We start from the raw sequence: 13,262 nt of genomic DNA, 5'->3' as shown, positions 1-13,262 counted from the left end.
TGACCTCGGGGAGATCAGCAACTATGAAAAGAGATTTGGATTTTACCGCCGCATGGAATGATGCGGTGGCGATGATGAAACAGCATCAATCACTGGTTTTGCCGATTGCGGGACTGTTTATATTTCTGCCAGGTGCAATTTTCGCGGTGATGATGCCGCCGCCCGAAATTGATGCCGCAATGGATCCCGGCGCTCAATTGGCAATGCTAACTGGTTTCCTTTCAGCAATGGCGCCATGGTTGTTCGTGATGTCGATCCTCGGCATGGTTGGAAATCTGGCGATTTATCATTTGGTTCTTGGCAATGGCCGTCCCACCGTCGGTGAAGCGCTTGGTTTGGCAATGGGTTCATTTTTGACCTTATTCCTGGCTGGATTGATGAGCACCATCGCCATTACGCTTGGCTTGATATTGTTGATCATTCCCGGTGTGTATCTTGCGATTAAATTCTCATTAATTGGTCCAGCAATTGCCGGTGAAGGAATTAAAAGCCCGATCGAAGCGCTTTCTCGATCGTGGAATCTCACCAAAGGCAACAGCCTGCGTATTTTTGGTTTTTTCCTGATTATCGGGATTGTCGGCGGGGCGTTGTATCTGGTTGCATCGCTCGTCGCGGGCGGTCTTTTGGGTCTGATTTCGGCGACATTGGCGTCTGTGGTCGACACCGTTTTTTCAACTATTTTAAGCGTCGTTTTTCTATTTGTAGTTATTGCGGTCTACAAACAAATGGCGGCATCTGACGTTAGTAACCCTATCCGTTAGGCACCGGAGTATAATCACCAAAAGGGGCAGCTGGCACACGCTTTGCTGCCCCTTTTCTACGGCCGGTGCGGTTTAATCCCACGCTACATCGGGCGGAAGGCTCATCAATATCGCATCGATATTGCCGCCGGTTTTTAATCCAAACAATGTACCCCGATCATAGATCAAGTTGAATTCGGCATAGCGGCCGCGCCAGACGCGCTGCTGATGTTTTTCTTCGTCGGTAAATGGCATATCCATGCGCCGCCGCACCAATTTCGGGAATATATCCAGAAACGCTTCGCCGACTTCGCGGGTGAAGGCGAAATTACGGTCGAACAGCGCGTCGCTCTCATTTTCCAGATGGTCGTAAAATATCCCGCCGACACCGCGGTGCATTTGGCGGTGCGGTATGTAGAAATAATCATCGGCCCACGCCTTATACCGTTCATATAATTCCGGGCCATAAGGGACGCAGGCCGCGCGCAGCCGGGCGTGAAATTCTTCGGTATCCTCTTGATACGGAATAGGCGGGTTCAAATCCGCGCCGCCGCCAAACCAGCTTTTGGTGGTGGTCAGCAGCCGCGTATTCATATGCACGGCGGGCACATGGGGATTGGCCATATGCGCAACCAAGCTGATCCCCGTGGCGAAAAAGGCGGGGTTATCCTCTGCACCGTGGATGCTTTTGGCAAATTCGGGGTTGAACGCGCCGCCAACGGTGGACACATTGACGCCGACTTTTTCAAATATTTTGCCCTTCATCACGCCGCGCACACCGCCGCCGCCGTCGTCGCCGCTATCATCGGTGCGGTCCCACGGCAGATATTCAAACGACGCATCGGATCCTGCCTCGCGTTCAATTGCCGTGAACGCATCACAGATCCGTGTGCGCAAATCTTCAAACCATTGCCGCGCGGCGCTTTGGCGTTGGTCTAACTCCAGGGCCATATTAGATTCCTTCATCACTTTGCCGGCCAAGGGGAATTGGCGGGCAGGGAAATTGCTGTGTCTGTCTTAACCCTTCGGACAAAGCGATGCCAGCGGCAACAGCAACATTTAATGAACGAAATCCCGGCTGCATGGGAATATGGACGCGCATATCGGCGCGGTCATGGACGGCAGGCGGCGCACCTTTGCTCTCACTGCCCATCAATATGATGTCGTCGGACATGAAATTTGCCTGGGGCAGGGGCACAGAGGCCTTGCTCGACAAGAGGATGATCCGGCGGTTATGCGCCTCCGCGCTATGTTCAAACGCGGCCCAATCGTCATGTTCGGTAATGTTCGCTTGGTCCAGATAATCCATACCCGCCCGTTTCAAACTGCGCTGGGAAAAGGCAAATCCGCATGGGTGGATGATGTCGCATCCCACGCCAAAACAAGCGGCCATGCGCAAAATTGTGCCGACATTTCCGGCGATATCGGGTTGGTAAAGGGCAATCCGTAGGGGCAAGATTAGGCTACTTTCATAATTTGCAATCGCTTGACCCTATTATTGTCCAAATTCCCTGTTGGCAAATGGCTATAAACACGTCTATCAGGCCGCAGAATCGTGCGCGACTTATAACTTATATCGGTTGACGCAAATGGGGTTTTTGACAGCAGGGTGATTGGCGTTTATGCCTGAATACCCGCAACATGAGGGCAGTTTATGGCTACGGTCAAAAAAACAAAAGATGCGACTGAAAATGCAGCGCTAGAAGCAACAGGTGAACAGCCTGTGCGCCGCCGCGACTTCATCCATATCGCGACAATCAGCTTCGCAGGTGTGGGCGCAGGCGCAATCGCACTGCCGGTGCTTTCGACAATGAGCGCGAGCGCGGACGTGGTCGCTTTGTCATCGATTGAAGTCGATGTGTCGAAAATCGAAGCGGGTCAGGCCATTAAAACCAGCTGGCGCAAGCAACCGGTATTCATTCGGAACTTGACCGCTGATGAAATTAAGGCAGCAAATAGTGCGGATGTGTCCAGTATGCGCGATCCGCAAACTTTGGCCGAGCGCACGCAGCCAAATAAAGAAAATTGGCTGATTACACTTGGCGTCTGCACCCATTTGGGTTGCGTACCATTGGGCGCCGCTGCAGGTGAGATTAAGGGCGAATTTGGCGGCTATTTCTGCCCATGCCATGGTTCGCATTATGATACGGCGGGGCGCATTCGCAAGGGTCCTGCACCGCTGAATTTAACCGTTCCGGAATATAGTTTCCTGAACGATACTGTCGTAAAAATCGGCTGAGGACGAGAAGAGATATGAGCTTTCCCTGGGCACAACAATATACGCCGCAAAATCCGGTTATGCAGTGGGTGGACGAACGTCTGCCGCTGCCGCGTTTGGTTTATAATGCAGTCGGTGCCGGTTATCCGGTTCCACGCAATCTGAACTATTTTTGGAATTTTGGCGTTCTCGCCGGTGCGGCTTTGATGATCCAGATCATTACTGGCATTATCCTAGCCATGCATTATGCCGCGAATGTCGGCGTCGCGTTTAATTCGGTTGAACATATCATGCGCGACGTGCCAGCCGGCTGGTTCATCCGTTATGCGCATATGAACGGGGCAAGCTTCTTCTTTATCGTGGTTTATATCCACATGTTCCGCGGCCTATATTTCGGTTCCTACAAAGCGCCGCGCGAAATGATCTGGCTTTTGGGCGTGGTCATATTCTTGTTGATGATGGCGACCGGTTTCATGGGCTATGTGCTTCCTTGGGGACAAATGAGCTTCTGGGGCGCGCAGGTTATTACAGGCTTCTTCTCCGCCATTCCGGTGGTGGGTGAGCCATTGCGTCAATGGCTGCTGGGCGGATTTGCTCCGGATCAAGCGGCGTTGAACCGCTTCTTCTCGCTGCACTATTTGCTGCCCTTCGTTATCGCGGGTGTTATTATCCTGCATATTTGGGCGCTGCATATTCCGGGATCATCCAACCCCACGGGTGTTCATATTAAAGCGGAATCCGACACTGTTCCCTTCCACCCTTATTACACCGCGAAAGACGGCTTTGGATTGGGCGTATTTTTGATCTTCTTTGTGGCGATCACCTTCTTTGCGCCCAATATGCTGGGCCATCCGGACAATTATATTCCGGCCAACCCGCTGTCGACACCGGCGCATATTGTGCCTGAATGGTATTATCTGCCTTTCTACGCGATCTTGAAAGCATTCACCGTCGATTTCGGCATTCCTTTTACCGGCATTGTCATTATCCCGGCAAAGCTGATGGGCGTTCTCGCTATGTTTGGGTCGATCTTGCTGTTCTTCTTCTTGCCATGGCTTGATACCTCACCCGTTCGTTCGGGCAATTACCGGCCATTGTTTAAGAAGTTTTTCTGGTTTGGTCTGGTCCCAAGCGTCCTGATCCTGGGGGTTTGCGGTGCCATGCCTGCCGAACAGCCTTGGGTGTTGCTCAGCCAATTGGCCGCGGCTTATTATTTTGCGCATTTCTTGATCATCTTGCCGATCGTGTCGCGGATTGAAAAGCCTCTGCCTTTGCCAAATTCCATTACCGAAGCCGTCACCGGCAAACCGCTCCAAGAAGCGGCAGCATAAACAGGGAAGTAAATTATCATGGTTCGTATATTTGGAGGCCTGATCGGTGCGTTTTTCGTCATGATGCTGGTATTGGCATTGGGCGACGGTATCTACACCGCGGCAACCACGAAAACTGAGGAAACGGCCGAGCACGCTTTCCACAAAAAACCAAAAGAGGTTAAATTTGCCCACGATGGTATGTTCGGCAAATATGACCGGGCGCAGCTGCAACGCGGATTTAAGGTGTATAAGGAAGTTTGCGCGGCATGCCACAGCATGAACCTTGTTGCCTTCCGTAACTTTGCAGAAATCGGCTATAATGAAGACGAAGTGAAGGCAATTGCCAAAGGCTGGCCAACCGAAACCCCGTCTATTGATCCTGAAACCGGTGAAGCGTCATCGCGTCCGTCCATTCCGGCGGATAAAATTCCTTTGGTATATCCTAACGAAGTGGCTGCTCGCGCCGCGAATAATGGTGCTTTGCCGCCTGACCTGTCGCTGATTACCAAAGCGCGCCATGACGGCCCCGCTTATGTTTACAGCTTGCTGACCGGTTATCAGAAACAGCCTGCGGAATTGAAAAAGAAATTCCCGGATGTGGCCGCTGGATCAGGATCCGACCCACGCGACCCGAAAAAGGCGCCTGGCACGCTCCATTACAACCCCTATTTTGCCAACTTGAATATCGCAATGGCCGCACCGCTAACCGGTGAAGGGCAAGTGACCTATGATGACGGAACCAAGGCAACTGTAGATCAAATGGCCCGTGACGTCTCGTCCTTCTTGACTTGGACAGCGGAACCAAAAATGGAAAACCGGAAAACAGCGGGCTGGGCAGCGCTGATCTTCCTGATCATTTTCACTGGTTTGGCCTTTATGTCTTACAAGACCATTTGGGCCGACAAGAAACATTGATGCAAAAATATTGACGGCGTTGCTGCTTAATGGCAATAGCAGCGCCGTTGATGCCAGCGGGCGATATTGCCAACTGGCCGGAGCGGGCGGGTATAGCATAGTGGTAATGCTCTAGCCTTCCAAGCTAGCTAGAGGGGTTCGATTCCCCTTACCCGCTCCATTATCTTATCCAGCATTGTCCAGATACGTCTTGCCAATCGCTGTAATTCCATACTATTCCCGAATAATTAAGCCGATGACGTGCCATCATGTCCAGCCGCAATCACTCTTTAATGGGGGCCACGCTGGGGACCATGGCGCAGATAGTCTTTTCGGCTGGCCCCCAAATGGGGGCCATTTGGGGAAGGAATGGCGAAATTATGGCCTTAACCGATGTGAAAATAAGAAACGCAAAGCCCGGCGAAAAACCGCGTAAGCTGGGTGATGAAAAGGGGTTACTCCTTTTGGTCCAGCCTACGGGCGGCAGATTGTGCCGGCTTAAATATCGCATAGATGGCCGCGAAAAGAAATTGAGCCTTGGCATATATCCGATGCCACTCTGAGCGCTGCAAGAGCCGCTAGGGATAAGGCGAGGGCGCTCATAGCTGGGGCGTCGATCCATCGCGCCAAAAGCAGCAGGAAAAGGCGCAGCGGGAAATTGCATCGGGCAATAGCTTTGAGGCGGTAGCAGCGGAATTTTGCGCCAAGCGAAAGCGCGATGGCAAAAAAGCATGGTCCCCCGCGACCGCAAAGCGCAGTGAATATCTGCTGTCCCTTTCATAGGACGCCTGCCCATCGCCGATATTGAGCCAGCCGACATATTGGCGGCGGTGCGCAAGATTGAGGCCAAGGGCAATCACGAAAGCGCAAATAGGACGTTGCAGCTTGCAGGGGCCGTTTTTCGCTATGCGGTAGCAACAGCGCGGCTGCCATCCGATCCAACCCGTGATTTGCGCGGCGCGCTTACCGCCCCCACGGTCAAACATTATGACGCTGTAACCGATGCAAAGGCGGCTGGAGCGCTTTTAAGGGCGATTGATGGTTATCAGGGCTACGGCCTTACCAAATGGGCATTGCAGCTTGCCTCCCATGTCTTTGTGCGACCGGGGGAGCAGCGCCGGGCCGAATGGGGTGAGTTTGATTTTGAGGCTGCTGTCTGGACGATACCGGCCGGCAAGATGAAAATGCGAAAGCCTCACCATGTGCCGCTATCTAAGCAAGCCATTGCGTTGCTGCAGGACATTCGAGGCGTTACGGGGCCAAGCGGCTTTGTTTTTCCATCCATCCGCACCCGTGCCCGCCCGATGAGCGAAAACACATTAAACGCCGGTTTGCGAAGGCTGGGCTATGCCAGCGATGAAATGACCGCGCACGGCTTTCGCGCGATGGCGTCAACCTTGCTGAATGAAAGCGGCAAATGGTCCTTTGACGCGATTGAACGAGCGTTGGCACATGGCGAACCAAATAAGGTGCGCGCCGCCTATCATCGCGGGGAGCATTGGGCAGAGCGGGTGCAAATGGCGCAATGGTGGAGCGACCATCTGGAGGCGCTGCGCAAGGGGGCGGATGTGGTGGCGTTTCCTGAGCGCAGCGCGGGTTAGTGCAATGCGAAAACGCATAGATTTAGCAGCAGCGGTTCGCCGCTCGCCGAATAATCTCGCGGTAGCGCAGGCTGCTTTATCACTATTAAAAAATGGGAGCGTTCGTTCGAGGGGGAATTACTCCGTATCCATTTCGTCAGGCGAAGAGAAAGCGCAGAATCGTTCGGCTATAGATTGCAAATTGCCAAATAGTTTCTGGGAGCGCTTTAAGGAAATTGAATTTCCAGAAATGTGGAAACCGGACGATCCAGAAGATTGGGAGAATTGCAAGTGGGATGGCCAATTTGGATATGGATGCGATTGGCAGTCTGGAGAATTTTATCGTGTTGAAGAACGTCGGTATGATTCGATGGAAATTAAGTGGAGCGGTATCACTATCTCGGAAGCTGGCTGGGAACGAGTAGCTGCTGCTGCAAATGGCCAAGAAACTGTGCCGGTCGGAAGGCCGAAAGGCCTATCTAACCAGCGCGATAATAAAATACTGGTAGAGGCGAAAGCGCTAATCGCCAGCAATCCGAAAATGTCAAACTACAGTGCGGTAATGCAATGCCTTCCCAAAAAAAACAGATCAAAAGATGATCTAAGGTTTGATCGAATTTACAAGGCCTTAAACCGCAGGCAGTAACTGAATTAGTAGGGATAAAATTCTGGCCTCAGTCATTTGTCACCCGACAGCATTAAATGCCTCGGATATTCCACCCGCATTCAACAACGAATGAGGTAATCCAATGACAACCGATACACAAAAAACTGCAAAGCTGGCTTATTCGATCCGCGAGGCGGTCGCGGCGTCGAGCTTGGGAAGGTCCACCCTTTATACGCATATCGCCGCCGGTCGGCTGGAAGCGCGGCGCATTGGCGGGCGCACCATCATACCAGCCGAAAGCCTAAATGCTTTTATCGCTGGCAAGGCGGAATGAGCCATGGACAATCCGCAAAATGAAAAGCCCCCGGCGGCAACCGGGGGCAGAGCCAACGCTGTGCGGGCACTAGGCCAATTGGCTATCATGCAAGGGATTGCAACCTTTCGCTGCCCAGATGGCCGCAAATGGAGATTTAGAGGGCAACGAGCGCGGATATTATCCATGCTTGCCAATTCATCCGGTGGTGTATCACAGCGCTATTGCTTACCGTGGTGCATAAGGCTGGGCGCAACCATCCATGTCATGCGAGAGGCGGGGCTGGATATTGAGACCAGCCGCGAGGGGGCAACGCGGGAAGCGCGATACCGGCTTTTAACGGCTGGGCGCCTTATCCGGGTAAACTCCGATAAAGGACCTGAAAAGCCGCAGTAAAGCTGACTTTCACCCGCAAACTTGAAACTTACGAAAGATGCCAAAATGGTAAGGCAACGGCCTTGTCTGCGCGAGCCTGTGAGCCGCATAAAAGCGGCAGTTTCCAAAACTGGTATGGATATTGCTTACGCGTGCGCGCGTAGTGACACGGCAATATGCGATATGATAATATCTCAACCTGTGATTGCGGGCGGCTGGGGTGGAGCCCGTAACAGTGCAGACAGAACAAGCCACGGTTTGAATGAGCGAATGGCGAGAAGGCTGATAGCAGCTTGCAAGAAAGCGGTGGAGATTGGCCTTCCCCTTAACCGCCACGTAACCGTCCATTGGGGCAAGTTTGATATTCCTGATAGCCAAGTGATTCAGGTTATCGGCAAATTTGTGAAGCTCATGAGCGACTGGCTGCGCACCAAGGGGCAGCGGGCCGCTTGGCTGTGGGTGAGAGAGCAAGGCACAAGCACAAAGGGCAGTCACGTCCATATCCTGCTGCATTGCCCCTCTAACATTCCCCTAGGGCGTATGTGGCGGCGCTGGCTGTCAAAGGTGAGCGGCAAGCCCTATCGAAAGGGAGCGGTGCATACCAGCCGCATAGGTGGCACGCTGAATTGCTACAAAACGAGCCCGGATCGGTATCGGGTGAACTTGCAAAATGTTATGGGCTATCTGTTGAAAGGCGCAGATGATGAAACTGCAAAAGCAATAGGTTTGCAGCGAATTGAATATACAGGCGGAATCATCGGTAAGCGTGCATCTGTTGCCCAATGCTTGGCCGGTTAATCAAACAGGCTCAATATTTTCGGGTCCTTCCGGTTCGATCGACGAGACGGTATGCGCTGGATAACCGCATTTTACGCAACGCTCCCCGGCTCATATAACCCCCTCTGTTTGTTGTTGGGGTTAAGTTTAGTTTTCGGTTCAGTTTGAAAAACAGAAGGCAGCGGCGATACCCCGCAAAATTGATCAAGCGAGAGTGGCAAGATAGCTTTGGGGGCCATATTGGGGGCCAATTGATATTGGTAAATTCAGATATAAAGGAAAAATGCTGTTTATAGAGTGAAACGCGATTCCCCTTACCGCCTGGATGTTTATCCGACTTTGCTTGCGGTGAAACCGGGTTGTCTTTCGGCAAAATGAACCATGATGCCGTGTTGATACAATTTGCGACAATTGACTTCTTTTCCGGCAAAATATTGCGACATATCATCTTCATAAAGGTGTCAATCCGGTACCAATCCGGTTTGACCAACAAAGGATGATACGATGAAAAAGAAACTGACAATTTGGGGCGGCGCTTCTGCGCTTGTGATGGCCGCAGCCGCTACGGTCGCATTTGCGGCGCCAGGCGGGGGTCGAGGTATGAAAGCAGACGCCGATGGCAATGATATGATCAGCAAAGCCGAAGCCATGGCCGCAGCAGACGCCCGTTTTGCCAAAATGGATGCCGACGGCAATGGTCAGATTGATGCGGCCGACCGTGAAGCGAGAGTGAAACAGCGCTTTGCCGAAATGGACGCGGACAATAATGGCGTGGTAACTGAGGCTGAGTTTCTCGCGAACCACAATGCGAAGATGGAAGAGCGCAGGGAACGCCGTGCGGCGCGGGCCGGGCGTGGCGGAGGTGACGGTGAGATGCGCGGCGAAGGACGCCGTGGCGGCAAAGGCATGCGCGGCGCAATGGGCGGTGGTGGCGGCGATGATGTCGGCAAATGGGGCCGCGCTGATACCAATGGCGATAAAGCCATCAGCCGCGCCGAATTTGACGCGGCAACGCTCGCTCGCTTCACTAAAGCCGACGCCGATGGCGATGGTAACATTACCAAAGAAGAGCGCCGAGCGCAGCGTAAAGCCATGCGCGACGAACGCCGCGGTGGCCGCGACGAAGGGTAAGCCTCGTCCTATCATATAGTTTGAATGCGCGGGGCTTCCTCCCTCCCCCTATCCCGTGCACCATTGGCCGGGGCAGTCATTTCAAGTGGCTGCTCCGGTTTTTTCCGCTAAAGCGGAACGGTGAAGGTGTCATCAACTATGTCAAAAACCAGACCCCATCTATTGCTCGTTGATGATGAAGCATCGATCCGCGAACCGTTGGGCAAATATCTTGAAAAGCAGGGTTTTCGGGTTGCGGAGGCGGACAATGCCTCTGCGGCGCGTTCCATGTTGATCGCCTATGACATTGATTTGGTGTTGCTCGATATCATGATGCCGGGTGAGGATGGGCTGAGCCTATGCCGTCATATTGCCGCGAGTGACGGACCGCCAGTCATATTGCTGACCCCTAAATCGGAGGAAACCGACCGCATTGTCGGATTGGAAATCGGCGCGGATGATTATGTGGTAAAACCGTTTTCTCCGCGCGAGTTGGTGGCGCGGATCAAAATCATTTTGCGCCGCATCGAATCCGGTGCCAAAAATATCCGCAGCGAAGGGGAAAGCTATTATTTTGATGGCTGGACCCTGAAAACAAATGAACAAAATCTGTTTGATCCGGATGGCGTGCTGATCCCCTTGTCATCGGGCGAATATCGGATGTTGGAAGTATTGGTCACCCGTGCAGGCCAAGTGCTCAGCCGCGAACAGTTGCTCGACCTGACCCGGGGGCGAGAGGGTGGGCCGTTTGACCGCGCGATCGATAATCAAATCAGCCGCCTGCGCCGCAAAATAGAGGCCGACGCCAAAGATCCGCAGATGATCAAAACCATTTGGGGCGGCGGCTATCGTTTTTCGGCTATAGTCCAGAAATTATCATGAAGCGGCTTCTATCCTCGTTTTGGCCCAAAAGCCTATATGGGCAGATATTGTTTGTTGCCGCGCTGGCATTATTGGCGGCGCAGGCGATAAATGCCGCGATGCTGTTAAATGCGGCGCGCGGGCGCAGCAATGCGGAGGCGGCAACATTACTGGTTGGCCGCGTCGCCAATCAGGCAGAACGCAATGCCGAACGGGGCCGCGACTGGACCCGGCAAAGGCAAGGCCGCCGCCGCAATCCGGCGGTGATGATCAATGTCAATGATAGCCGGCTGCAACTGCCGCAATTTACCGTCCGCGACGATTTTACCGAACGAGCAGCCGAGTTTTTCGCCCAAGGCGATAACAGCCTGACCGAGGTGCAAATCTCCTCTGGTCCGATATCCGCGCTTCCCGAGGCTCTGACACGGGGCTTGATGCAAAGCCGCTTTGTTCAGCGGCAACGCCGTTCCGGCCGCGATATGCCGCAGGATGCGATGCTGCTGACCGCGAAAACCGGAAATGGGCAGTGGATAAGTGCAGCCGTTTTTGTCCGCCCGCGCGATCCGGGTTCGATATTTGTGCTGCTGCTCCAGACTTTGACATTATATGCCGCCGTTTTGATCCCGCTCGCGCTGGTGACGCGCCGTATTGTCAAGCCGTTGGAAAGGTTGACTGAACGGGTTGGCCGCGTTGGGCTGGCGGGAGAAGACGCACCGCTGCACAGCGAAGGGCCGTCGGATATCCGTAATTTGGTGGATAGTTTCAACATCATGCAATCGCGGGTGAGCACGCTCTTGGGTGAAAAAGACGTCATGCTGGGCGCGATAGGTCATGATTTGAAAACGCCGCTCGCCGCGCTCCGGGTGCGGGTGGAATCGGTTGAGGATGATGCGGAGCGGGGCAAAATGATCGCCGCGATCGACGAGATGGTGACGATATTGGATGACATATTGACACTCGCGCGGCTCGGCAAATCGGGAGAGGAAAAGCAGCAGACCGATTTGGGCGCATTGGTCGATGCGATTGCCGACGAATTTGCGGCGTCGGGAGCGGATGTGCGCATGGTGCAGCCTGAACAGCGGATTTTGGCGCACATACGCCCGGTCCTGCTGCGCCGTGCGATCCGCAATCTGATCGGTAATGCGGTCAAACATGGCGGCAATGCAGAAATTTCGGTGGTGCAAGACGCCGGACGGATCGCGGTGCATATTGATGATACAGGCCGCGGTATTCCGCCTGAACAAATGGATGATATGTTTCAGCCCTTCATCCGTATGGACAGTTCCCGCAATCGCGGCACGGGCGGATCGGGGCTCGGCCTGACCATCGCGCGCGCTATCGCTTCGGCACATGGCGGCGAAGTGAAGCTAATAAACAGAGCTGAAGGCGGCCTGCGCGCGACAATGATTTTGCCAGCGGGTTAACGGCAGCCGGGATCAGGGCAGGGCAAACTCATGCGGCCCCATGTATGATCAGTTTCAGCGTGCCGGGGCCGGGCTGGCGTTGCATGAGATGTCGCCGGATCACCCATCCGCAGCAACGCGCCGATTTGCTGCGGCCCAATAATAGCCCCGGGATAAAAATGGCACGCCCTGGCAACAAGATTGCGCAATTCGCGGATATTTCCAGGCCAGAAATGGGTTCCGAGCAACTGTAATGCCTCGCGGTCCAGCGTGAAGCGCTTCGTTTCACTTTGCGGCATCAGAAAATATTCAATCAGCGTCAATATATCCGTGCGCCGGTGCCGCAGCGGCGGGACCGGGATGGAAAGCAGGGATAGGCTATAATATAGATCTTGCCGAAATTGGTCCTCGCCAATCAAATGACCCAGCGCTTGACGGGTGGAGGCTATGATCCGGATTTGGCCATATTGATGCGGTTCGATGGGCAGGCCGGGAACCGGCTTACCCGACAAAATTTGTTGCAGCACGGCTTGTAAATCGCGCGGCAAATCGGCGATTTCATTAAAGAGGATGCTGCCGCCACGAGCCATTTGCAGATAGGATTTCCGTTGCAGCTTCGGGGCTATTCCGTCCCGTCCTATGCCAAATAGCGTCATCATGGCATCGCTACCCAATCCCGAACAATCGGCACGGATAAAAGGGCCATTGCGCTTTGCCGATGCAGCATGGACTGCCCGGGCGGTAACAGTCTTACCGGACCCCGCCGGCCCCGTGATCAGCAGCGGCGCGTTGGACCCCGCCGCGAGCGCGACCATCTGACGCAGGCTATGCGCGGCGTCGCTGCGGCCGATGATGATATTGCCAGGTGGCCCCTTGCCCTGCACCTGTGTCAGCAGGCCTCGACCTGTGCGGTGGTTATACATAAAACTTCTCCCAAAATTATCGCGCGAATGCAAAAATCGCATGCGCCATTGGGGAAGGCGGCCGTCCAGAAAGGGTGTTTTTTTAGATTAGGTAGAATGGGTTAACGCCGTCAATCCGTATGGGCGGCAAGCCTGTCCAATTCGGACC

General features: G+C 53.9%; 14 protein-coding genes, 1 tRNA gene and 1 pseudogene. 13 read left to right on the top strand and 3 right to left on the bottom strand.

Going from position 1 to position 13,262, the window contains the following annotated elements:
* The first annotated feature begins 23 nt into the window (after positions 1 to 23).
* A complete protein-coding gene (locus ACFOWX_RS00460; RefSeq protein WP_381420484.1) occupies positions 24 to 761 on the top strand; it encodes a hypothetical protein in 738 nt (245 codons plus the stop codon).
* Positions 762 to 833: 72 nt separating this feature from the next.
* On the opposite strand, the gene hemF is transcribed toward ACFOWX_RS00460, so the two are convergent.
* Together hemF and ACFOWX_RS00450 are read right to left on the bottom strand one after the other, a co-directional pair.
* Entirely contained in the window at positions 834 to 1,691 is an 858-nt protein-coding gene (hemF, locus tag ACFOWX_RS00455) for an oxygen-dependent coproporphyrinogen oxidase (protein WP_381420483.1), read from the bottom strand.
* Between the two features lies 1 nt (position 1,692).
* Positions 1,693 to 2,196 (bottom strand): tRNA (cytidine(34)-2'-O)-methyltransferase, encoded by a 504-nt coding sequence (locus ACFOWX_RS00450; RefSeq protein ID WP_381420482.1) that lies wholly within the window; start codon positions 2,194 to 2,196, stop codon positions 1,693 to 1,695.
* Positions 2,197 to 2,394: 198 nt separating this feature from the next.
* Here ACFOWX_RS00450 and petA point away from each other — a divergent pair, with 198 nt between their 5' ends.
* From petA to ACFOWX_RS00390, 12 genes and pseudogenes are all read left to right on the top strand, one after another.
* Positions 2,395 to 2,979 (top strand): ubiquinol-cytochrome c reductase iron-sulfur subunit, encoded by a 585-nt coding sequence (petA, locus tag ACFOWX_RS00445; RefSeq protein ID WP_381420481.1) that lies wholly within the window; start codon positions 2,395 to 2,397, stop codon positions 2,977 to 2,979.
* A 14-nt stretch (positions 2,980 to 2,993) separates the two neighbouring features.
* Positions 2,994 to 4,289, top strand: a complete 1,296-nt coding sequence (locus ACFOWX_RS00440; RefSeq protein ID WP_381420480.1) for a cytochrome b — start codon at positions 2,994 to 2,996, stop codon at positions 4,287 to 4,289.
* A gap of 18 nt (positions 4,290 to 4,307) precedes the next feature.
* Positions 4,308 to 5,186 carry a cytochrome c1 gene (locus ACFOWX_RS00435; protein WP_381420479.1) on the top strand — a complete coding sequence of 293 codons (879 nt, stop codon included), beginning with the start codon at positions 4,308 to 4,310 and terminating at the stop codon, positions 5,184 to 5,186.
* 86 nt (positions 5,187 to 5,272) lie between these two features.
* A tRNA-Gly gene (locus ACFOWX_RS00430) sits at positions 5,273 to 5,346 on the top strand.
* Between the two features lie 199 nt (positions 5,347 to 5,545).
* Positions 5,546 to 6,766: pseudogene (locus ACFOWX_RS00425) on the top strand (tyrosine-type recombinase/integrase).
* Positions 6,767 to 6,770: 4 nt separating this feature from the next.
* On the top strand, positions 6,771 to 7,391 hold the full coding sequence (locus ACFOWX_RS00420) for a hypothetical protein (protein ID WP_381420478.1): 621 nt from the start codon (positions 6,771 to 6,773) through the stop codon (positions 7,389 to 7,391).
* 103 nt (positions 7,392 to 7,494) lie between these two features.
* On the top strand, positions 7,495 to 7,686 hold the full coding sequence (locus ACFOWX_RS00415; RefSeq protein WP_381420477.1) for a helix-turn-helix domain-containing protein: 192 nt from the start codon (positions 7,495 to 7,497) through the stop codon (positions 7,684 to 7,686).
* 3 nt (positions 7,687 to 7,689) lie between these two features.
* The gene (locus ACFOWX_RS00410) at positions 7,690 to 8,061 is read left to right on the top strand and encodes a hypothetical protein (protein ID WP_381420476.1); all 372 of its coding nucleotides are present in this window, start codon (positions 7,690 to 7,692) and stop codon (positions 8,059 to 8,061) included.
* Between the two features lie 162 nt (positions 8,062 to 8,223).
* A complete protein-coding gene (locus ACFOWX_RS00405; RefSeq protein ID WP_381420475.1) occupies positions 8,224 to 8,838 on the top strand; it encodes a hypothetical protein in 615 nt (204 codons plus the stop codon).
* A gap of 483 nt (positions 8,839 to 9,321) precedes the next feature.
* Positions 9,322 to 9,948, top strand: coding sequence for a hypothetical protein (locus ACFOWX_RS00400; RefSeq protein WP_381420474.1), 627 nt, complete (start codon positions 9,322 to 9,324; stop codon positions 9,946 to 9,948).
* 138 nt (positions 9,949 to 10,086) lie between these two features.
* On the top strand, positions 10,087 to 10,809 hold the full coding sequence (locus ACFOWX_RS00395) for a response regulator (protein ID WP_381420473.1): 723 nt from the start codon (positions 10,087 to 10,089) through the stop codon (positions 10,807 to 10,809).
* On the top strand, positions 10,806 to 12,212 hold the full coding sequence (locus ACFOWX_RS00390) for a HAMP domain-containing sensor histidine kinase (RefSeq protein ID WP_381420472.1): 1,407 nt from the start codon (positions 10,806 to 10,808) through the stop codon (positions 12,210 to 12,212). The genes ACFOWX_RS00395 and ACFOWX_RS00390 overlap by 4 nt, the downstream gene beginning before the upstream one ends.
* Here the strand turns inward: ACFOWX_RS00390 and ACFOWX_RS00385 are convergent.
* Complete coding sequence (locus tag ACFOWX_RS00385) at positions 12,209 to 13,114, bottom strand: sigma 54-interacting transcriptional regulator (protein WP_381420471.1); 906 nt, start codon at positions 13,112 to 13,114, stop codon at positions 12,209 to 12,211. The two genes, ACFOWX_RS00390 and ACFOWX_RS00385, sit on opposite strands and share 4 nt — an antisense overlap.
* Between the last annotated feature and the right edge of the window lie 148 nt (positions 13,115 to 13,262).

It is taken from the genome of Sphingorhabdus arenilitoris (assembly GCF_042651485.1).
Lineage (GTDB): Bacteria > Pseudomonadota > Alphaproteobacteria > Sphingomonadales > Sphingomonadaceae > Sphingorhabdus_B > Sphingorhabdus_B arenilitoris.
This window is presented reverse-complemented; position numbering and strand designations above follow the sequence as displayed.